Consider the following 21889-nt stretch of genomic DNA (forward strand, 5'->3'; position numbering starts at 1 on the left):
TTTCTGTTTTTCCGACCACTGTTTCGTCAACGGTTTTTTTTATAGAAACTGCCCGGCAAGCACAAAGACGGTAATGGCAAGAATTGCAATCCCTGTCCACACTGCCATCGCTTTGAGATCCCGCATCAAGATGCCATTGGCATCGACTTCCGCAACACGTTTCTTCTTTTGTTGAGCTCTCTTCCTTGCCACTTTCATCTTCTCCTTTACAAATGTCGATCGACATTGCCATTTCCATTATTCCCCGTTTTTCAGGTCGCTCAGGGCATCCCATAAATAAAAAGTAACATAACTGGCATAGGGGGACCAACTTCTGCCAAGTTGCCGGATGGTCGGTTCATCCGGTCTTTCTTGCATGGAATAAAACTGTTTGACCGCATTTCTCAGCCCGATATCCTGGGCCGGGAGCAGATCGGGCCTCCCCAGTCCAAATAGCATCACACATTCCGCCGTCCAACGTCCAATCCCCCGGATTGGAAGCAAGCGGGCAAAGACTTCCTCATCGGAACATCTGTCCAGTGCCTCCAGATCCAATTTGCCGCCGGCTATCCTTCTCGACAAATCGATAATGTATTCTGCTTTGCGACGATTGAACTGGATCGCTTGCAAATCCTCATACCTGAGCCGGGCAATCTGTTCCGGGGTCGGGAAAACAGCCCATCGTTCTCCTTGAAATTCGGCTTCATCCCCTGCCAGTTCAATCAAACGGCGAATGAGGACAGCTGCAAAAGATACATTCAATTGTTGGCCGATGATCGTTTTGATCAAACACTCATGCAAGTCGGGATCCAGCACAAAATGCAATCCCTTCCGTGCCAGGATCACCGGGGCCAACTCCGGGAATTGTTCCATTTGTTCATAGAACGGTTGCAAGTCCACTTCGGTGGAAAACATGCGGGCCACTTTTTTGCGGAACCCTTCTTCTTCCTGTTCCTCCACCTTCCCGGTGATCTCCACCTTCAGGGCAACATCCTCCTCGTCACAGCTTACCGAGAGCAATAACGGACCGTGCTTTCCGTGAATGGTACGCTGAAAACGGCCATGTCGGCAACGATAAATGCTTTTTTCAAATGAATGAAGGCGTTTGGTCGTAAGTTTAAATGAATACGGATAACGCAATGGAAGTGAAAATTCCATCGGATTTCTCCTTTCCCTTTCATTTTATGCTCATCCCCAATCAAAAAAAAAGACTTTTCCATCAGGAAAAGCCCATTGTTCGTAAAATTCACAATTATGGATCGGATTTTTGGCAGGGCGGCAATGATCCGGTGAACGAACCATCGCCCAAGACGGAAAAAACTCATTCCACCATTTCGACGCGGACATTTCTCTTGACTCCGAATTGAAGGGCTTCATCCAGATCTTCCATGTAAACGTCTATCCGCCGCCCGTTGATCGCCCCTCCGGTGTCTTGGGCAATCCGGTAACCAATTCCCTCAATGTAAACACGGGAGCCGATGGGAATCACATCCGGATCGACGGCAATGGTCAATCCTTCCATTACCGGACTTCCACTGGCTGTGATCCCGTACCCCGGGTCACCCGGCCGTTTGCCTGTCGACTCCGGTCCGGCCGTGTAGGCCGTGAGCGTAAATTCACCGAGGTCCTTCCCTCTTTTCATCGCCGGCATGGCATGGGCAGACAATTGGACGGATCCTTGTTTTTTCCGGATCCGCAATTTTTGTCCCGGATAGATCTTATCCGGATCCTTCAGGTGGTTCATCCGCACCAAATCGTTCACGGAAACCTCATATTTCCTCGCCAACCGGGTCAACGTATCCCCTTTTTGAACCACCACCGCGTCCTCCGCAAGGCTTTCGGCCCCGGCATCACCGGCCAACCAACAGGCTGCCAGAGAGAAAGACAAAACAAAGCAAAGCATATGTATCCATTTCACGGGTACCACCTCAAACCAAAAAGTTTTTTCATGGTACCATCCTGATCTAATTTTTCAGATTTTATACACTCTTGTTCCTCTTGGATGAATACAAAAAAGCCGGGGAAATGCATTTCCCCGGCTTCTACTCGATTTTCCGGTGTACAAAAACGCGATAAATCCAGTACATCACTTCATACGGGATAAAGAGCAAGATCCATGAAATCACTTTTCGCTCCGAAAAAGCGGGAAATTCCCGCTCGGGTTCCGAAGACTTGCTCCAGTCCGGCTTATTGACGCAACGACGAACATACTGAGTATGAATGATAATGACACTAAGCATAAACATCAGGCCGATCTGCGGAGCAATAATCGGATAGTCATACATTCCATGCCCCAAAAGAGCAATGGTCAAAGACAAGAGCATTCCGGCCAGCCTTTTTTCTTCTTTTTGGTTGGCCACCTTCCGCCAGCGCCTCGCCCGTTGGATGGTCAAAAGCAACATCCAAAGAAACAGACCCAACCCCAACACACCGAACTCACTGGCAACCCCCAAAAAAATGTTATGGGCATGATAAACATAAAATCCGGCTTCTTTGACAAAAAGTTGGCCGAAATGAAGGGGCAGCACCCCGAGCAACCAATGTTCCCTGAAAATCTTGAACGCGGTTGTCCACACTTCCAAACGGACTTCAATGGTTGCCTGCAAGGTTTCCTTGCGCGGGATCAGCTCGGGAAAACAAGAAATCAGCAAAAAAATGGCAAGCGTAATCGTCACAGTTCGTTTTCGGTGTCCCGTCATCCACAGCTGGACAATCAAGCCGATGAGCAATCCGGCCCATGCACCGCGGGAACCCGTACACCAAATCGCCGTCACATAAACCCCGAAAATCAAAAATGCCATCAACTTATGCCATTTTTTCTTCAACACGGATGCGGCATAAATGCTCATCAAGGAAAAACAGATGAGCAAAGCGGCAGTCAAATTGGAATTTCCCGACGTTCCGATGCTGCGGACGGATCGTTCCGATTGAAAACGAAAATCATTGTAAAATTGTAAAATATTACCTACAAAGGAGTCATTGATGACATGCCAATCCATTTGCTGGATAAAAACAATGACCGCAATGTAAAGACCGCTCAGCCAAAAAGCAAGGTACGTCTTTTGCACTTCTTGCCAAGACCAGCTCAAATGGCGGATCCAAACCGCCAACATCCAATAAAGCCCAAACATGGCAATCGGAATCAACCCGACGGGAATCCCGTAAAACCAGGAAGGTTCCACCAGCCAGCTGACCGCGGAAATCAGCATGAACCCGATGAAAGCCTTCTCCGGCCAATCAAGGGATTTCAAAAACCGGTATTCTTTCCGATGCCACAAAACAGCTGCTGCAATGCACAAAAGGGCAACCGGCGGCAACAATGGCGTCAAGATAATGGATAAAAATAAAAACTGTGCCAACCGTTGATTTCCCCAGAAATTTATTACTTTCAAGAGTATAAACTCCTTTTGATCAAGTTTCGCTCATCTTCGACAGCACATGCAAAATTATTGTGGACAAAATCGCCTTTTTTATTCCTACTCTACATTGTACACGTAATTTATATATATTTCGATTCGCCCATCGGTTCATTCCTCTTTATTCCTTCAAGAAAAAAGCAACCCTTTCCCTACCATAAAGACTAATATATCCAAACCCTCTCTCCGGGTCAAATAGAAAATATCATTTATCTAAAAAGAATAAAATGGATTACAAATTTTAATCACGTTGACGATTGAAAATTATTCTCATAGAATGAAAGACAAATGCAAATGCTGTCCGATCAAGGGCTGACTGGAGGCGTTCCTATTGCAAAAAGGCATCATCGCTCACCAATTGACACTGGCATACGGCTCTTCCACCATCATCCGGGAATTAAATTTGGAAATCCCGCATGGAAAAATCACGGTTTTTGTCGGAAGCAACGGCTGCGGGAAATCGACTCTCCTGCGCTCGCTGGCGCGGCTTTTAAAACCGATCGCAGGGCAAATCACTTTAAATGGAAAAGAAATTCACAAACGTCCTTCCAAAGAAATCGCCAAACAGTTGGCGATCCTTCCCCAAGGGCCCGAAACCCCCGAAGGATTCACCGTGATGCAACTGGTCAAGCAAGGCCGTTATCCTTATCAAACCTGGGCCAGCCAATGGTCCAAGGAAGATGAAGAAAAAGTAATGTGGGCTTTAAAAATGACCCAAATGACGGAATATGCCGATCATCCCTTGGACTCCTTGTCAGGAGGGCAACGGCAACGTGCCTGGATCGCGATGACCCTGGCTCAAGACACGGATATCATTCTGTTGGATGAGCCGACCACCTATCTGGATGTTACTCACCAAATTGAAATTTTAGATCTTTTGTTTGACCTTAATCAAAAAGAAGGACGTACCATTGTGATGGTCCTGCATGATCTGAATTTGGCCTGCCGGTATGCCCATCATATTGTCGCCATTCAAAACCAAACCGTCTATGCCCAAGGCGCTCCGGAAAAGGTGGTCAACGAACGCATGGTGGAAGAAGTTTTCAAACTGAAGTCCAAGGTTACAACCGATCCGATTTTTGGCACCCCCTTGTGCATCCCTTACGGAAAAGGGCGCCGGATCTCTCAACAAACTTTCACAGCAACGGGGATTTCCTGAAATCCTCTGCGGCTGCCATTTTTATTATCCGAATTTTCAGCCATTTGGGAAGGGAAGAGGTGGGTCTCATCCAGAGAAGCCCACCTGCATTTTTCAGCGCTTCAAAACCACTATACCAACTCCAATAGCCGGCTGGAAGGATACTCCACTTTCTTCTTTTTCACTTGCATGATCCCCTCACTGGTGAGCCGGATATAAGGGAGATGCGTGGAAGATAAAAACGTCATGGTAAACAGCGGATCCAAATGGGAAAACCCATACTGTTTCAGTTCGTCAATAAAAAGCTCCAACCGTTCGATCAGTTCATCGATGGACAAATCCACCATGATGCCCAATAAAGGCAGAGGCAGATGAAACTTTTCCTTTCCATCCTGAATCCAAACCAATCCCCCTTGATCCCGGATCACTTGATTGGCAGCCATCGCCATCGCTTCCGGATCCCTTCCCAAAACCAATATATCGCGCGACCCCGTGTTGGTTGTCGCCATTCCGTCAATCCCGACGGCAAATCCGCGCAACAATCCGGGGGTGATCCATCGGCCGTTCCGGTCAATCAAAAAAGAAAACAGCCGTTCATCCCCCTCCGGCAAATAAACTTTTCCATCTTTTGCTTCCACTTTTTCTTTGGACCGTTTGGTGATCACGGAGTTGATCAATTGGATCACCGGAAATTTTTTTTTCCCCGGATCCGGAATGGTCAAGTCCTCCGGCTTCACTTCAAAGGATGACATATCCCACTTCATTCCCGCATAGACGGATTCACGCGACAATTTTTTCTCTTCCTTGTATCTTCCGTTTTCAGCAATCACTTCGCCGTTTGCCATCACCTTGACAGGAGTGGGATCATTTAATGAAGACAAAAAGTTAATGTCGGCGATCCGTCCCGGGGCAATCCCTCCCAAATGCTCATCCATACGGTAATAAACCGCCGGATTGATGGTTGCCATTTGGTAAGCATGAACCGGGGGACAACCGCTTTCGATGGCCAAACGAATCAAATAATCAACAAAGCCATCTTTAAAACATAACGGCGTCGCTCCGTCGCTTGTCATCATCAACCGGTGCCACGGCACATTCTCTTGCCGGACCAGTTCTTTCATGATCTCCGGAAGGTCCGGGCGGATGGAACTGTATCTCAAGGAGACCATATAACCCAAGCGGAGTCTATTTAATACTTCATCGCAGCTGATGCTTTCATGATCACCGGTCACGCCGGCCGCAGACAATCTGGCCAAAGTTTGATAAGAAGCCCCTGGAGCATGGCTCTCCACTTTTTTGCCTTGATTCTTGGCCAAAGTGATCCAGGAAACCATTTTCTCATCGCCATCCAACAGGGACGCCCAGTCGGTCAGCTCGCCGGTTTGCACCACCTGGTCATGGCCGATCATTTCTGCCACCCGTTTTTGCTCAAACAATCCTTGCCGTTCATCCGGCAAAGTAGCTTGGGGATCCAGCCGTGCCCACCAGAAAAATTTAACGGGTGACTTCTTGAATTGATCCATCATATGTATGACTTGTGACAAATTTTTTTCGGCAAAAAAGACCACATTATCACAAATCAAAGTGGTGGTACCCAGTGATCCGGCTTTTTCAGCCAGTGTCAACGGATGGTAAATTTGTGACGGATGTGCGTGAGGTTCGATATATCCGGGGACCAACACCTGCCCGGTCGCATCCAGAGTGGGAATCTCTTCATCCAGCTTCAGCCCGCTTTGCTCCATCGGACCAACATAGGCCACTCTTTTTCCGGACAGGGCAATATCGGCTCTTTCCAGCTGTCCGGTGTATACATTCAGTACCGTTCCTCCCAAGATCAACTTGCTGGGGGCTATTCTTCCCATTGCCACATCAATCAACCTGTTTTGTTCCGCAGCTGAAATCTCGATGAACAATCTTTCTCTCCCCTTCAATTTTTGTACTTGCCAGTCGAACAACATTTTACCTGCCCACAGGTTGCATACTTCGGCGCACAACCTGCAAAAATAACAGTAACAAGCCGAAAGGAGGAATTCCTTTGCAAAAGAATGTGGGTACGTTGGATGCTTTGATTCGCATTACGTTCGGACTGGTTGGTTTGGCTTATTGTGCATCGACAAAACGACGTTTTCCTTGGTGTTTGGCGATTCATTCGGCTCTGAAAGTCGCAGAGGGGATCACCCGTTTTTGTCCAATTATCGCCATTTTCGGAAAAGAAAACAGAAACCTTTCATGAAAAAGTTATATTTAATTAAAACTATACAATATTAGAATGAATCATGGAATGGATGATTGCATTTTCATGACGGAATCTATGAAAATTTAATTTATTTCTCCCCTTTTTTCCTGATTTAGAAAAAGAAAGGGGAGACGCAATCATAAATAACATGAAAATATAAAAATATAAAAGAGAATCTCTTGATTAAATTCTGACTCTTTTGTATAATGATTTTCAAGAAAATCTGTCCCGCGGGTCACCTTCGAAATTTGACGGTTTCTGACATACGAGGTGTCTGCCAACACACAGGAAAACGCTTTCATTCGTGAAAAATTGATGAAAAATTCTTCATAAAAATCTCTCATCCACCTGATCGACAAGAATTTTAACGCTTTTTTCAGCCTTTTTCCTTCCTGTGCTGTAAGATGGCAGTTGATTAAATGCGTCAGATGGCGTAGAATCAAGCTAAGATCACCATAACACTTGTCCGACCTTTCCAACTCTTCATTCGACAAAAATCGAACTTTGGTAATATTGTATACAAATTTCGTCATTTTTTATCATGAATAAGCAGGATAATTTGTAACCTGACGTCGAAAAAAAGAATCAAGTTGATTTTGATTCAGAGGTGGCATTTCATAAAAAAAGTGGTACAATAAGGTTAATAGCAATGCGAACAAACGATCGGTTTTTTGAAAATTAAAACCGTTTAGGAGCGTGAGTTATATGTCTCTTAGCGAAATGGAAAAAGAAACTGTGATCCAATTTGATGAGTCGACCAATTTGGCCACCGTATACACCGCCAGCTGGACGGTTGCCCGTTCCCTGAAAAAAGCGGGTTACCAACCGGTCAAAAAAACACAAGGTGGTTGGTGGTTTAAGATCCCGGTCAATGGAATCAGCATTCAAGGTGAAAAAGAAACGACTCAAATTGGATAATCAATGAAAACGGCTTTTATTGCGCAACCGGTGCCGGTTGCCAAATTTAACGAGCCTGACCCAGTGGCTCGTTTTTATTATTTTCCTTACATATAAAAAAACTGCTGGTTTGGTTCCAGCAGTCCCGTTCAGCGATTTACAAAGCTTTCTTTGCAATATCTGTCCGGTAATGAACATTGTCAAACGAAATTTGTTTAACCCGCTCATAAGCCCGCGTTTGTGCTTCTTGAATCGACTCACCCCATGCCGTCACTCCCAAAACCCGTCCTCCTGCCGTTAACCACTCTTCACCGCTCAAAACCGTTCCGGAATGAAAAATCACCGTATCGGCAGCCGGTTTGTCAAGCCCCTGAATGGCCATTCCTTTTTGATACGATCCCGGATAACCGCCCGAGGCCAGAATCACGCAAACAGCAGCTTGATCACTCCACACGATGTCCTGTTCCGAGAGCTTGCCATCGATGACCGATTCCATGATTTCCACCAAATCCGTTTTCAGTCTGGGCAGCACCACTTGTGTTTCCGGGTCGCCAAAGCGGGCATTGAATTCGATCACTTTCGGCCCGGATGCGGTGATCATCAACCCCGCATACAAGACGCCTTTATACTCGATTCCTTCTTCCTGAAACGCCTTTTGTACAGGAAGCAAAATTGTTTCAACGGCTTCGCGGATCACTTCTTCCGGAATCTGGGGAACCGGTGAATAAGCGCCCATTCCCCCGGTGTTGGGGCCTTGATCATGATCGAACACCGGCTTATGGTCTTGAGCAACCACCATCGGTTTGACCGTTTTTCCGTCCATAAACGCCATCAACGACATTTCCTGACCGCTTAAAAACTCTTCAATGACAATCTCCCGGCCGGCATCGCCAAAAACCTTTTCTTCCATTGCGTCAATGACGGCTTTTTCCGCTTCTTCCACAGTGCTTGCCACCACAACCCCTTTTCCGGCAGCCAAACCATCCGCCTTAACGACAATGGGGGCTCCTTTCCCGCGGATATATTCAATCGCTTTCGAAGATTCCGTGAATGACTTGAAATCCGCCGTCGGAATTCCGTATTTTTTCATGAACTCTTTGGCAAAACGTTTGCTTCCTTCAATCCGTGCCGCTTCCCTGCGGGGCCCAAAGATGGCAAGCCTCTCTTCTTCAAAGCGGTCAACAATTCCCGACAACAAGGGAACTTCAGGACCGACCACCGTTAAATCCACCTTGGTTTCCTTTGCAAAGTGAACCAGCCCCTCAATGTCGGTGGCGGCAATATCCACACATTCGGCATCTTTCTGAATGCCTCCGTTGCCTGGTGCACAATACACTTTTTCCACCTTGGGGCTTTTGAGCAAACTCCAAACAATGGCATGTTCTCTTCCTCCGTTGCCGACAACCAGCACTTTCACTTATTGTCTCCTCCCCGCTCTTCTTATGAAATCATCAGGCTGATCGTAAACAATCCCAGTGTGACCATGATGCAGATAAAGGACCGCTCTTTATCCAAAGGGTTTTTATGGCGATAAGACCGTTTGGTTGTAAACACCCCGCCGATGATCATCGCCGCCATGTAAAAGACACCGCTTGCGGTCTGCAGTTGCCTTTGCCAAACAGCGGGATCCAGGTCATACGCCCAATAGGTCGTCACCCCGGTTAAAGCCAGAGCGATGCCGATCCACATGAGAGACCATGAAAGGAGACGCATCAACATTCCTCCTTTGTGCTATTTACATTTTCCACAAAAATTATTCTCAGTATACGCACAAGAAAAGGCTTCTGATACATCTCCCGTTCTCTTTCATGAATGATTAATGTTTAAAATGGCGAATGCCTGTGAACACCATGGCAATGCCGTGCCGGTTGGCTTCTTCGATGGACTCTTCATCCCGGATCGATCCGCCCGGTTGGATGATGGCAGTCACCCCAGCTTCGGCGGCGGCTTGTACCGTGTCCCTCATCGGGAAGAAAGCATCCGAAGCAAGCACGGATCCTTTGGAATCCTCTTTGGCCTGCTCAATGGCAATTTTCGCCGAACCAACCCGGTTCATCTGCCCGGCACCGACACCCACCGTCCGGAAATCTTTCGCCAACACAATGGCATTGGATTTGACATGTTTGACGACTTTCCAAGCAAACAACAATTGCTCCCATTCTTCTTCACTGGGTGCACGGTCTGTCACCACTTGGCATTCGTCTTTCGCCAAGCCCTTGAGGTCTTCTTCCTGTACAAGAAGTCCTCCGCCGATTGATTGCAATTTCAGCGGAATGTCCGCTTGTCCTTGCGCCGCTTCTGCCACGGTTAACAAACGCAAATTTTTCTTCGTTTTCAAAATCTCAAGGGCTTCCTCCGTAAAGGCCGGCGCCAGGATGATTTCCAAGAAGATTTTTTTCATTTCCACCGCCGTTTGGGCATCCACCGTCTGATTGGTTGCGACAATGCCTCCAAAAATGGATACCGGGTCGGCTTCATACGCTTTTTGATATGCCTCCAAAAGGTTGGAACCCAGTCCCACTCCGCAAGGATTCATATGCTTGATTGCAACGACGGCCGGCTGGTCAAATTCGCGCACCAGTTCCAAGGCGGCATTGGCATCATTGAGGTTGTTGTAAGACAGTTCTTTTCCGTTCAGTTGTTTGGCTCCGGCCAAAGTATGGCTGTGGTTGCCAAAGGTTTTTTTGTAGAAAGCCGCTTTTTGATGCGGGTTTTCCCCGTAGCGGAGCGATTGTGCTTTGGTGAATGTCATCGTCAGTTGTTCCGGGAACGGATTGTCCAGCAACTGATTAAAGTATCCGGCGATGAGCGCATCATAATAAGCCGTATGGTTAAAAGCTTTCGCGGCCAGATATCTTCTGGTTTCCAAGCTGGTGCTTCCCTGTTGCGACAATTCCCGGTAAACGCGGTCATAATCCTGAGGATCGGTCACGACTGTGACATCTTGATGATTTTTGGCCGCGGAACGAAGCATGGAAGGGCCGCCGATATCGATGTTTTCGATGGCATCTTCCAACGTTGCATCCGGATTTTCAATTGTTTTTTGAAAGGGATAAAGGTTGACGATGACCACGTCAATGGTCCCGATCCCGTTTTCTTTCAATTGCTCCAGGTGGGAAACGGCGTCCCGTTTGGCCAAAATCCCGCCGTGAATTTTGGGATGTAAGGTTTTGACCCGGCCATCCAATATTTCCGGAAACCCGGTGACTTCCGAGATATTTTTGACAGGAATCCCGGCTTCTTTTAATAACCGGCAGGTTCCTCCCGTTGAGATGATTTCCATATCCAAGGATGCCAGTTTCTGCGCGAAATCGACGATCCCGGTTTTGTCCGACACACTGATCAATGCGCGCTTTGCATTTGCCAATGTTCTGCCTCCCTTATCAGCTGTACTGTTCTTCTAATCCCCGATTTCACCGGCAATCCATTTTTGAACAACTTCGGGATACAACCGGTGCTCTGCCTGATGCATTTTTTCCTCAAATGTTTCCAGAGTGTCCCCTTTTTCAATAGAAACCGGGACTTGTGCCAAAATCCGTCCGGTATCCATTCCTTCATCCACCAGGTGAACCGTGACGCCGGACACACACACCGGATGGCGGTAGGCTTTTAATATGGCATCTTTTCCGGGAAATGCCGGCAACAAAGAAGGATGGATATTGATTATCCGGTCGGGATATGCCTCAAGCAAAGTCGGGCCAATCAACCGCATATATCCTGCCAGCACAATCCTGTCAATCCCATGTTCCTTTAACACCCCGAGCAGCCATCTTTCATAAGACGCTTTATCGGCAAATTCCTTGGGGCTCCGTTGAATGGCCGGAATCTTCAACCGCTGGGCACGCCCGATCACACCGGCTCCCGGCCGGTCGCAAAACAACAGCCTGATTTCATCTGCCCAAGCGTGCTTGCGGGAATGGTGGACCAGCGCTTCAAAGTTGCTCCCGTTTCCGGATGCAAAAATGGCTACACCCACTTTGCATCCCCTCCTGCCCACCGGACAGGTTGTGTTCCGCTCCCGATGTTTCCGATCACCCAAGCCTTCTCACCAAGTTGCCCGGCAGCTTGAAGCACCGCTTTGGCCTCTTCTTCGGGAACGATCAGAACCATGCCGATTCCCATATTGAATGTTTGGTGCATTTCTTCGATATCAATAGCTCCTTCTTTTTGAATCAAAGAAAAAATCGGCGGGATCTCCCATGAAGACCGGTCAATCACGGCACAGGCCCCCTCCGGCAAAACGCGGGGAATATTTTCCACAAACCCGCCTCCGGTGATGTGGGCCATGCCTTTGATGGTAAATTCCCGGAGAAGCGTCCATATGGTTTTTACATAAATGCGGGTCGGGGTGAGCAACTCTTCGCCCAAGGTTTGTCCCAGTGCCGGAATTTCTTCGTGAAGCGAATGTTTTCGGTCTTGAAGCAGCACTTTCCGCACCAGGCTGAACCCGTTGCTGTGGAGTCCGCTGGAAGCAAGCCCGATCAAGACATCGCCTTCTTGAATGTCCTTCCGCGGCAAAAGATCTTTCTTCTCGGCAACCCCCACTGCAAACCCGGCAATATCATATTCTCCCGATGAATACATCCCGGGCATTTCTGCTGTTTCTCCCCCGATCAACGCACAGCCTGCCTGTTCGCATCCATCGGCGATCCCCTTGATCACTTGTTCGGCCTGTTCGGGCAAAAGGCGGCCGGTTGCCAAATAATCCAGGAAAAACAAGGGCTCTGCCCCTTGAACAATGATATCATTCACACACATGGCCACACAATCCACGCCGACGGTGTCATGTTTGTCCATCATCATGGCAATCAAAAGTTTGGTCCCGACGCCGTCGGTTGCCGATACCAACACCGGCTCCTCATAAGGCTTTAAGGCAAACAATCCGCCAAATCCGCCGATGTTCCCCAACACTTCGGGACGCATGGTTCTTTGCACATGCTTTTTGATCCGTTTGACAGTCTCATTGCCGGCTTGGATATCGACTCCTGCGGCCTTGTACGCTTGACTCATGATTTCCCCTCCAATGCCAGTCCCTCTTCCACTTCGGTCGGATATTCACCGGTGAAACAAGCCAGACAGTGCCCGTGGTTTTGATCGGATGAAGTGTATCCAATGGCATTCAGCATTCCCTTGGCGCTGAGAAAAGCCAGCGAATCGGCGCCAATCTCTTTGCAAATTTCATCGATGCTTTTCACCGCCGCCACCAACTGTTTGCGGTCCGGCGTGTCAATTCCGTAAAAACACGGATTTTTCACAGGAGGGGAACTGATGCGGACATGAACTTCCGTGGCGCCCGCTTCCCGCAACATCCGTACAATCCGGCGGCTGGTGGTGCCCCGGACAATCGAATCGTCCACCATGACGACTCTTTTTCCGGAAACCACACCCTCCACGGCGCTTAACTTCATCCGCACGCCTTGTTCCCGCAATTCCTGGCTCGGTTGAATGAAAGTCCGTCCGATATAGCGGTTTTTAATCAATCCCAACTCGTACGGAATGCCTGTGGCTTCGGCAAACCCGATTGCCGCTGAGGTGCTGGAATCCGGCACCCCGGTCACCACATCCGCTTCCACCGGTGCTTCTTGCGACAAGATTCTTCCCATCCGCTTGCGGGCCGCATGCACATTCACCCCGCGGATCAAACTGTCCGGACGGGCAAAATACACATATTCAAATGCGCAAAGCGCGCGTTCTCTTTTTCCGGCAAACCGGGTGGTTTTCATCCCGCCGTTCCGGTCGAAAACAATCATCTCCCCCGGTTCGATTTCTCTTACCAATTCTGCGCCGATCACATTAAACGCACAGGTTTCGGATGAAAAGACATGAGCCTCTCCGATTTTCCCCATGGCAAAAGGACGAAGGCCGTGCGGATCCGAAGCGACGATCAATTGATCATTGGTCAGGATGAGCAAAGCATAGGCGCCGACCACTTGCTTCAGGGCTTCTTTGACGGCTTCTTCCAATGTCGGGGCTTTGGAACGGGCAATCAAATGGGCAATGACTTCCGTATCGGATGTGGTTTGAAAAATGGATCCTTCTTTTTCCAGTTGCAAGCGCAACCGTTTGGCATTCACCAAGTTGCCGTTGGTCGCAATCGCCAATTTGCCCGACGAAAAATTAAAGACCAAGGGTTGGGCATTTTCCAATCCTGATCCCCCGGAGGTGGAGTACCGGACATGGCCGATGGCGGTGGTTCCCTTTAACCCTTTCAAATTCGCGGAATCAAACACTTCGGTCACCAGCCCGGTCCCCCGTTTGGCAAACAATTCCCCGTCCTCAGCTGAAACAATACCGGCACTTTCCTGCCCCCGGTGTTGCAAAGCGTGCAAGCCGTAATATGTGAGCAGCGCGGCATCCGGATGTCCGATGATCGCAAATACACCGCATTCTTCGTTTAACTCATCGAAGTCGAAGATGGATTCATCGCGCATGAAATGGCAGCCTCCCATCGTTTGCTCAAAAGATCAACATCTTGGTGAATAACACCGCTCCCGTTTACCGAGACCTTCAACTTACGTTCACCGGTCACTTCCCCGATTTTGCGGCAAGGAACTCCGTATTGGCGGGCAATCTCCTGAATCTGACCCGCATTTTCCGGGGAAGCGGTGATCAAAATGCGCGACTGACTTTCACTGAACAAACAGACGGCCGGTGCCAAGTCAGTCTCCACGAAGACGGTTGCCCCTTTTCCGCCGGAAATACAAGATTCGGCCAGAGCCAAAGCCAAACCGCCTTCGGACACATCATGCGCCGATTGGACGTATCCGGAACGAATGGCTTGAAGAACCGCTTTTTGCACAGCCTGTTCTTTCTGAAGATCACATACCGGCGGCCGGCCGCTGACCAAGCCCGTGATCAGATGTTGCAACTCGCTTCCTCCCAATTCGGCATAAGTGTCCCCCAGGAGAATAATCACATCCCCGTCGTTTTTAAACGCTTGCGTCGTGATATGCTCCCGCTTTTGGATCAGCCCGACCATTCCCACCACCGGAGTCGGGTAAATCGGATTTCCTTTGGTTTCGTTGTATAAGCTGACATTTCCGCCAATAACTGGGGATTCAAGCACGCGACAAGCCTCGGACATGCCGTCAATCGCCTTGGACAGCTGCCAATACACTTCTGGTTTTTCCGGGTTTCCGAAATTCAGGCAATCCGTGATGCCCAAAGGCTCAGCCCCGGAACAAACCACATTTCGCGCCGCTTCACTGACGGCAATTTTTCCTCCCTGAACCGGATCAAGGTAAACATAACGCCCGTTTCCGTCGGTGGACATGGCCAAGGCTTTCTCCGTCCCGCGAAGAATGACCACCGCGGCATCCGATCCCGGCCGCACCGCCGTGCTGGCACGCACCATGTGGTCATATTGGCGGTAAACCCACTTTTTGCTTCCCATGTTGGGGGAAGAAACCATCTGCAAAAGCGCTTGCACCGGATCAATATCTTTCAAGTCTTCTTCCGGTTGGACCGAGGCATTTTGCACATAATATTCTGGGACTTTTTCCTCCCGGGTATAAACCGGAGCATCATCCACCAACGTGTTGACAGGAATGTCGGCAACCAATTGATTTTGGGAATAAATCCGGTAACGATCCCCTTCAGTCACCTGCCCGATCACGGCGGATTGCAAGCCCCACTTCTTGCAGATGTTCATGATTTCTTGCTCCCGCCCTTTTTCCACCACCAGAAGCATCCGTTCCTGGGATTCGGAAAGCATGATCTCATAGGGGGTCATTCCCTTTTCGCGCTGGGGAACCAGATCCAGATTCAGTTCCAATCCGTGCCCGCCTTTGGCCGCCATTTCAGCACTGGAACAGGTGAGTCCGGCGGCGCCCATGTCCTGAATCCCGATCAACATTTCCTTTTTCACCATTTCCAAACAAGCCTCAAGCAGCAGCTTCTCCATAAACGGATCGCCGACTTGAACCGCCGGACGTTTTTCCCCGGCCGATTCATTCAACTCTTCACTGGCAAACGTGGCTCCGTGGATCCCGTCCCGTCCGGTGCTGGAACCGACATAAATCACGGGATTTCCCGGACCAATGGCAACCCCTTTTTGCAACTCGTCATGATTCAAGACACCCACGCACATGGCATTGACCAACGGATTGCCGTCATATGCATCGTCAAAAACGACTTCCCCGCCCACGGTCGGGATGCCGATGCAATTTCCATAATGGGCAATCCCGGCCACAACTTGTTCAAACAGATAACGGACCCTCGGGGAACGCAAATCGCCAAACCGGAGCGAATTTAAAAGCGCAACGGGTCTGGCGCCCATGGAGAAGACATCCCGGATGATGCCGCCCACCCCGGTTGCGGCCCCCTGGAACGGTTCAATGGCTGAAGGGTGATTGTGACTTTCGATTTTAAAAACAACGGCTTGGCCATCATCAATGTCGATCACCCCGGCTCCCTCCCCGGGCCCTTGAATCACCCTTGGGCCCTGGGTCGGAAACCGCTTCAACAACGGTTTTGAATTTTTATAACTGCAGTGTTCTGACCACATGACACTGTAAATCCCTGTTTCCGTCCAGTTCGGCAAACGTCCCAGATGCCCGGCAATTTGTTCAAACTCCTGATCCGACAGCCCCATCTCCCGGTATAATTTTTTCTCCTTGATCACTTCCGGGGAGGGTTCATTGCCCAACTTCTCGATCACTTTGTTCTCAAGCTGCACCGCCATTCTCCTTCCCGTATTTCAACATCGATTGAAACAGGCGTCTTCCGTCTTCGGATCCCATCCACTCGTGAATTGCCCTTTCCGGGTGGGGCATCATGCCCAGCACGTTTCCTTCCCGGTTGCAAATGCCTGCGATGTTTTGCACGGAGCCGTTGGGATTTTCATCCGCATAACGAAACACAATCTGCCCGTTTTCTTCCAACCCGGCGAGGGTCTTTTCATCACAGTAATAATTGCCTTCCTGATGCGCGATCGGAATCCGGATCCGTTCGCCTTCCTGATACTGCATCGTAAACGGGGTTTTGGCGTTTTCCACGCGCAGGGTCTGAAAATCACAGAGAAAAGAAAGGTTTTTGTTTTTCAACATCGCTCCCGGCAACAATCCGCTTTCCAGCAAAATTTGAAATCCGTTGCAGATACCGATCACCAGTTTTCCGTCTGCCGCTGCTTTTTTGACACCTTGCATCACCGGGGAAAACCGTGCAATGGCACCGGAGCGCAAATAATCGCCGTAAGAAAATCCTCCCGGCAAAATCACGGCATCATAGGAAGACAAATCCGATTCATGATGCCATACCGGTGTCACCGGATTGCCCAATACGTCTTCAACCGCATGGATACAGTCCATGTCACAATTGGATCCGGGAAATACGGGAACCGCAAATTTCACGTCAGGACACCCTCTCCACTTCAAAGGTATAATTTTCGATCGTTGGATTGGCCAACATTTTTTCACACATCGCCTGAACCTGTTTTTCCGCCTCTTCCCGGCTGTCGCATTCCAGCATCATCTCCAGGCGCTTGCCGATGCGGACATCGCTCACTTTTTGAAACCCGAGGGAATGCAGTGAACTTTTGACGGCCACTCCCTGCGGATCCAGAACACTTTCTTTCAGCGACACGAAAATTTCAGCTTTAAACATGGCTATCCCCTTCCAAACGATTCCAAATTTTTTGATAAGATTCCACAACCTGGCCGAGATCACGGCGAAAACGATCCTTATCCAGACGCTCCCCGGTTTCTTTATCCCAAAAGCGGCAAGTATCCGGTGAAATTTCGTCCGCCAACAATATTTCGCCCTTTTCATCCGTTCCAAATTCCAATTTAAAATCCACCAGCACAATTCCCCGTTGATCCAACCATTCCGACAAAAAGCGGTTTACCTTTAAAGCCGTCTCTTTGAGCCGGGCTCTTTGCGCAGGGGTCGCCAGATTCAAAATGGCCACGTGGTCTTCCGTCAAAAGCGGGTCCCCCAGCTCATCGTTTTTGTAATAAAACTCCACCACCGGTTGCGGCAGGATTTTTCCTTCTTCCAGCCCCAGCCTTTTGGCCATGGAACCGGCCACCCGGTTTCTCACCACCACTTCCAGCGGGATGATGTTCACCTTTTTCACCAGTTGCTCGCATGCGGAAACTTCTCTTACAAAATGATGTGGAATGCCTTCTTTGGTTAACAATTGAAAGAAGAAGGAACTGATCCGGTTGTTCAATTCGCCTTTGCCTGAAAGCTCAGCCCGCTTCTCACCGTTAAAAGCCGTTGCCGCATCCTTGTAGCGCACCAGAACCAAGGAAGGGTCACCGGTTTTAAAAATTTGCTTGGCCTTTCCTTCATATAACATCTCCAAGGTATCCATTGGCCTGCTCCTTTCAAAGGAAGGTGGGAGGGAAGCCGGAAAACCGGCTTCACCGCGAAATCAATCATCCAATCCCAACCGGGTGAAAATCGTGTCCACTTGTTTTAAGTGGTAACGGTAATCAAAACAATCTTCCACCTCTTCGGGGGTTAATGTCCGGGAAATCAACTCGTCTTGTTCCACCAGAGGCTTAAACGGACGCTGTTCTTCCCAAGCCTGCATGGCCAAACGCTGCACACGGTCATAAGCCTCTTCCCGTTTCAATCCTTTATTGATGAGACTGAGCAGCACCCGTTGCGAATAAATGAGCCCGAAGGTCCGTTCCATATTCCGTTTCATATTTTCCGGGAATACGGTTAAATCACGAACGATGTTGGTGAAACGATTCAACATATAGTTGAGCAAAATCGTGGAATCCGGCAAAATCACCCGTTCCACCGATGAATGGGAAATATCCCGTTCATGCCAGAGAGAAACATTTTCATATGCAGAGACCATGTGTCCGCGAACCACTCGGGCCAATCCGCTGATGTTTTCACAACCGATCGGATTGCGTTTGTGCGGCATGGCCGATGATCCTTTTTGTCCTTTGCGGAAGGGCTCTTCCACTTCCCGGGTCTCGCTTTTTTGCAAACCGCGAATCTCGGTGGCAAACTTCTCCAGCGATGTGGCAATCAGGGCCAAGGTGGAGACGTATTGCGCATGACGGTCGCGTTGCAGGGTTTGCGTCGAAATCGGGGAAGGTTTCAACCCCAGTTTTTCGCAAACATATTTCTCCACAAAGGGATCAATATTGGCATACGTTCCGACCGCCCCGGAAATTTTTCCGACCCGCACGGTCTCCATGGCTTGCACGAAGCGCTCTCTGTTTCGTTTCATCTCTTCCAGCCACAGGGCCATTTTCAATCCGAATGTGGTCGGTTCGGCATGAACCCCGTGGGTGCGCCCCATCATGACGGTGTATTTATGCTCTTTGGCTTTTTCTTTCAACACCTCAATCAAACGGTCCAGGTCTTTCAGCAAAATTTCATTGGCTTGCTTTAAGAGATAGGAAAGCGCCGTATCCACCACATCGGTGGAGGTCAATCCGTAGTGGACCCATTTGGATTCCGGGCCCAATGTTTCCGCCACTGCCCGGGTGAAGGCCACCACATCATGGCGCGTTTCCTGTTCAATTTCATAAATGCGGTTCACATGAATTTCCGCGTTTTTGCGGATCTGTTTGACGTCTTCTTCCGGAATGACGCCCAATTTGGCCCAAGCTTCGCAGGAAAGGATTTCTACTTCCAACCATGCTTGGTATTTGTTTTCTTCGGTCCAGATTTGTCCCATCTCGGGTCGCGTATAACGTTCAATCATTGCTTTTCCACCTTTTTTAAGAATCTCTATTATAAATAACCTTTTTTTCTTGTTCCGTCAAAGGAGGCCAAATTCCGCTCCCGTCCATCCACTGAACTGCTTCTTCCATGGACCGGCCGAGCAAGGTCAGATGCCCCATTTTCCGTCCGGGCTTTGCTTCTTTTTTTCCGTACCAATGCGGCTTGATATCCCCCGGGAGCCGGGGAAAATGACTCCGGAACATTTCCATGTGCTCGCCGAGGAGATTTACCATCACAGCCGGCTTTACTTGCTCTGCCGGTCCGAGCGGCAGCCCGGCAACAGCGCGGATCAACTGTTCAAATTGTGAAGTCAGGCAGGCATCATAGGTGTAATGGCCGGAATTGTGAGGCCGGGGAGCCAGTTCATTCACCAGCAGCCTTCCGTCTTCCATGCAAAACATCTCCACTGCAATGAGCCCGACAACCTCCAAAGACTCCGCGATTTGCTTTGCCCAATGGACGGCCTGTCGGATGACGGAATCGGAAACAGGAGCCGGAGAAACCGACAGATGCAAAATATGATTGCGGTGCAAATTAACAGCCGGCGGAAAAGCTGCCATTTCTCCGTGAATACTCCTGGCAACGACCACCGAAATTTCTTTTTCAAAAGGAACCCATTCCTCCAAAATGAAGGGTTTGCCTTCTTCAAACAGTCCGGCCGGCAACCGGTCCACATCGTCCAGGGAATGCAAAATCCACTGTCCTTTTCCGTCATACCCGCCGGTTGTCGTTTTGAGCACGGCCGGCCATCCCAACTCTTCCACTGCTTGCATGAGATCCTGAAACGTATTCACTTCTTGAAAACGGGCCACCGGGACGCCCGCTTCCCGGAGCGCTTTTTTCTCCCTCAACCGATGCCGGGTGGTTTTCAGCAACCGGCTTCCCTGGGGGAGCGGTTTGATCTTTTCCAGGTATTCGACCACTTCCGGAGGGATGTTTTCAAATTCATAAACAATCAAATCGCATTGTCCGGCCAGTTTGGCCACAGCATCCCAATCGTCATATTTAGCCGCAATATGCCGGTCTGATGCTTGCGCTCCCGGACAATCGGGATCGGGATCCAGGGTCACAAAGTGAAAGCCCATCTTTCTCCCTTCATTAATGACCATTCTTCCCAATTGCCCCCCGCCTAAAATACCGACGGTTTGACCCGGAGAGATCAATGCTTGCGGTTTTTCCTTCAGGTATGAATTCAAGCAAGATCACTCTCCTTCAATACCCGCTCACGGATCTGCTCCCTTCGCTGCTGCAGGCGTTTGCGAATTTCCGGATCTTTGATGCCGAGCATTTCCGCCGCCAGCAATCCGGCATTGACCGCGCCGGCTTTGCCGATGGCAACGGTTGCCACCGGAACGCCTCCCGGCATTTGCACGATGGACAACAAGGAATCCAATCCATTCAGGGAAGAAGTTTTGATGGGAACCCCGATCACCGGCAACACGGTTTTGCTTGCCACCATGCCCGGCAAATGGGCCGCTCCCCCTGCCCCCGCAATAATGACTTGAATGCCTCTGTTTTCGGCTTCACTGGCATATTGAAACATTTCATCCGGGGTACGATGGGCAGATACGACTTTGCTTTCATAACTGATTCCCAATTCGTCTAACACTTCACATGCATTTTTCATTGTCGGCCAATCTGAGGTGCTCCCCATAATCACTCCGACTTTTGCCTGATCCATGGTTCCTCTCCTTTTCAAAAAGATAAGCCTAAACAGCAGGTTTTCTGAAAAAGGGCATGAGAAAAACTACTGCTTAGGCTCATCTTCTCTCAAGAAGATCCCAAACAAACAGTTTTTTCTCATAGCCGGGAAATTTACGGTTTCCTGGTAGAGACGCTCAAGCCATATTCCTGAGCATATATGAGAAAACAACAGCTATTCAATTCACTCTCAGTGTAACAGGAAACCAAGGAACGCGTCAATATAATAAACGAACATTTACGGTTAACAAATTTCACCTCGTTCGTGTTTTTTATCATAAATCTGGTGTTTCAAGAAAAAAAGAGGCCTCTGACAACACAAAACCCGTAAAAACCTTGTTGGGGATCCGCTTGATAAGAAACAGTCGTCTCGTTCCGTTTCCATTCGTTGCAAAAACATCCGGATTTTCTTTTCTATATTTGTACCGCCCGCCTGCGTCTCGTATGTAAAATCTTTCACTCCCTCTGAAAAAACAGATGCCGGTATGGACGTATCGGCCAAAGACGTTGCCAAATTCCTCTCATACCCGTTTTTAAACCGGCTTTCCGGATGATTGAAATTTTTTAATCCATATCCGTCCTGAACCAAGAGGCAATCATTCTGCATCCGCATCCTCTGGCGGAATAAATGATTCCGGATTTTTTGACCGGTTCTTTCATATTTTCTGCAGATCCGGGCAGAAAACACCAAGCCATTCGTGTTAAATATACATGCATTCAACCTGATAATTTGTTTGCTTTCTTTGATTCCTGCATTACGTATTGAAAATTCACGCATTCAATCCTTTAGCTGAACCAGATGCCTTCAACGTTTTGGTTTGCAAAGGA

General features: G+C 49.0%; 21 protein-coding genes and 1 riboswitch. Of the genes, 3 read left to right on the plus strand and 18 right to left on the minus strand.

The genetic code is table 11. The annotated features are described in order from the left end of the window. Positions 1-39: 39 nt before the first annotated feature. The 4 genes from FA954_RS13755 to FA954_RS12840 form a co-directional block, all read right to left on the minus strand. The gene (locus FA954_RS13755; protein ID WP_156097742.1) at positions 40-192 is read right to left on the minus strand and encodes a hypothetical protein; all 153 of its coding nucleotides are present in this window, start codon (positions 190-192) and stop codon (positions 40-42) included. 45 nt (positions 193-237) lie between these two features. Continuing rightward, complete coding sequence (locus FA954_RS12830; protein WP_037996173.1) at positions 238-1137, minus strand: DNA-3-methyladenine glycosylase family protein; 900 nt, start codon at positions 1135-1137, stop codon at positions 238-240. 163 nt (positions 1138-1300) lie between these two features. Then, positions 1301-1897 (minus strand): 3D domain-containing protein, encoded by a 597-nt coding sequence (locus tag FA954_RS12835; protein ID WP_049719588.1) that lies wholly within the window; start codon positions 1895-1897, stop codon positions 1301-1303. A gap of 124 nt (positions 1898-2021) precedes the next feature. Next, complete coding sequence (locus FA954_RS12840) at positions 2022-3371, minus strand: O-antigen ligase family protein (RefSeq protein ID WP_037996176.1); 1350 nt, start codon at positions 3369-3371, stop codon at positions 2022-2024. A gap of 355 nt (positions 3372-3726) precedes the next feature. Between FA954_RS12840 and FA954_RS12845 the strand changes: the two genes are divergently transcribed. Then, the gene (locus FA954_RS12845; protein ID WP_049719587.1) at positions 3727-4554 is read left to right on the plus strand and encodes an ABC transporter ATP-binding protein; all 828 of its coding nucleotides are present in this window, start codon (positions 3727-3729) and stop codon (positions 4552-4554) included. A 110-nt stretch (positions 4555-4664) separates the two neighbouring features. Here the strand turns inward: FA954_RS12845 and FA954_RS12850 are convergent, their stop codons facing one another. Beyond that, entirely contained in the window at positions 4665-6446 is a 1782-nt protein-coding gene (locus FA954_RS12850; protein WP_175413215.1) for an adenine deaminase C-terminal domain-containing protein, read from the minus strand. Positions 6447-6568: 122 nt separating this feature from the next. Between FA954_RS12850 and FA954_RS12855 the strand changes: the two genes are divergently transcribed. Continuing rightward, positions 6569-6766 (plus strand): YgaP family membrane protein, encoded by a 198-nt coding sequence (locus FA954_RS12855; RefSeq protein ID WP_037996180.1) that lies wholly within the window; start codon positions 6569-6571, stop codon positions 6764-6766. A 708-nt stretch (positions 6767-7474) separates the two neighbouring features. Continuing rightward, positions 7475-7687 carry a hypothetical protein gene (locus FA954_RS12860; protein WP_037996188.1) on the plus strand — a complete coding sequence of 71 codons (213 nt, stop codon included), beginning with the start codon at positions 7475-7477 and terminating at the stop codon, positions 7685-7687. 136 nt (positions 7688-7823) lie between these two features. Here the strand turns inward: FA954_RS12860 and purD are convergent, their stop codons facing one another. From purD to purE, 13 genes are all read right to left on the minus strand, one after another. After that, positions 7824-9083 (minus strand): phosphoribosylamine--glycine ligase, encoded by a 1260-nt coding sequence (gene purD, locus FA954_RS12865; protein WP_037996191.1) that lies wholly within the window; start codon positions 9081-9083, stop codon positions 7824-7826. A gap of 23 nt (positions 9084-9106) precedes the next feature. Then, a complete protein-coding gene (locus tag FA954_RS12870) occupies positions 9107-9379 on the minus strand; it encodes a hypothetical protein (protein WP_037996198.1) in 273 nt (90 codons plus the stop codon). Positions 9380-9482: 103 nt separating this feature from the next. Continuing rightward, positions 9483-11033, minus strand: a complete 1551-nt coding sequence (gene purH / locus FA954_RS12875) for a bifunctional phosphoribosylaminoimidazolecarboxamide formyltransferase/IMP cyclohydrolase (RefSeq protein WP_049719584.1) — start codon at positions 11031-11033, stop codon at positions 9483-9485. A gap of 33 nt (positions 11034-11066) precedes the next feature. Then, the gene (gene purN / locus FA954_RS12880) at positions 11067-11642 is read right to left on the minus strand and encodes a phosphoribosylglycinamide formyltransferase (protein ID WP_037996205.1); all 576 of its coding nucleotides are present in this window, start codon (positions 11640-11642) and stop codon (positions 11067-11069) included. Next, positions 11633-12676, minus strand: coding sequence for a phosphoribosylformylglycinamidine cyclo-ligase (purM, locus tag FA954_RS12885; protein ID WP_138615182.1), 1044 nt, complete (start codon positions 12674-12676; stop codon positions 11633-11635). Before purM ends, purN begins: the two co-directional genes overlap by 10 nt. After that, a complete protein-coding gene (purF, locus tag FA954_RS12890; RefSeq protein ID WP_037996212.1) occupies positions 12673-14097 on the minus strand; it encodes an amidophosphoribosyltransferase in 1425 nt (474 codons plus the stop codon). Before purF ends, purM begins: the two co-directional genes overlap by 4 nt. Beyond that, positions 14061-16349 carry a phosphoribosylformylglycinamidine synthase subunit PurL gene (purL, locus tag FA954_RS12895; RefSeq protein ID WP_138615183.1) on the minus strand — a complete coding sequence of 763 codons (2289 nt, stop codon included), beginning with the start codon at positions 16347-16349 and terminating at the stop codon, positions 14061-14063. Before purL ends, purF begins: the two co-directional genes overlap by 37 nt. After that, positions 16333-17016 (minus strand): phosphoribosylformylglycinamidine synthase subunit PurQ, encoded by a 684-nt coding sequence (gene purQ / locus FA954_RS12900; protein ID WP_037996214.1) that lies wholly within the window; start codon positions 17014-17016, stop codon positions 16333-16335. Before purQ ends, purL begins: the two co-directional genes overlap by 17 nt. 1 nt (position 17017) lies before the next feature. Next, positions 17018-17269: a phosphoribosylformylglycinamidine synthase subunit PurS gene (gene purS / locus FA954_RS12905; protein WP_037996215.1), complete on the minus strand. Its 252-nt coding sequence runs from the start codon at positions 17267-17269 to the stop codon at positions 17018-17020. Continuing rightward, the gene (gene purC / locus FA954_RS12910; RefSeq protein ID WP_037996219.1) at positions 17262-17981 is read right to left on the minus strand and encodes a phosphoribosylaminoimidazolesuccinocarboxamide synthase; all 720 of its coding nucleotides are present in this window, start codon (positions 17979-17981) and stop codon (positions 17262-17264) included. Before purC ends, purS begins: the two co-directional genes overlap by 8 nt. 60 nt (positions 17982-18041) lie before the next feature. Next, the gene (gene purB / locus FA954_RS12915; RefSeq protein ID WP_037996220.1) at positions 18042-19340 is read right to left on the minus strand and encodes an adenylosuccinate lyase; all 1299 of its coding nucleotides are present in this window, start codon (positions 19338-19340) and stop codon (positions 18042-18044) included. 16 nt (positions 19341-19356) lie between these two features. After that, complete coding sequence (gene purK, locus FA954_RS12920) at positions 19357-20556, minus strand: 5-(carboxyamino)imidazole ribonucleotide synthase (protein WP_231564614.1); 1200 nt, start codon at positions 20554-20556, stop codon at positions 19357-19359. Continuing rightward, the gene (gene purE / locus FA954_RS12925; protein ID WP_037996222.1) at positions 20553-21041 is read right to left on the minus strand and encodes a 5-(carboxyamino)imidazole ribonucleotide mutase; all 489 of its coding nucleotides are present in this window, start codon (positions 21039-21041) and stop codon (positions 20553-20555) included. Before purE ends, purK begins: the two co-directional genes overlap by 4 nt. A gap of 102 nt (positions 21042-21143) precedes the next feature. Continuing rightward, positions 21144-21245: riboswitch (purine riboswitch) on the minus strand. Between the last annotated feature and the right edge of the window lie 644 nt (positions 21246-21889).

Origin of the sequence: Thermoactinomyces vulgaris (assembly GCF_005886755.1) — a bacterium.
Classification (GTDB): domain Bacteria; phylum Bacillota; class Bacilli; order Thermoactinomycetales; family Thermoactinomycetaceae; genus Thermoactinomyces; species Thermoactinomyces vulgaris.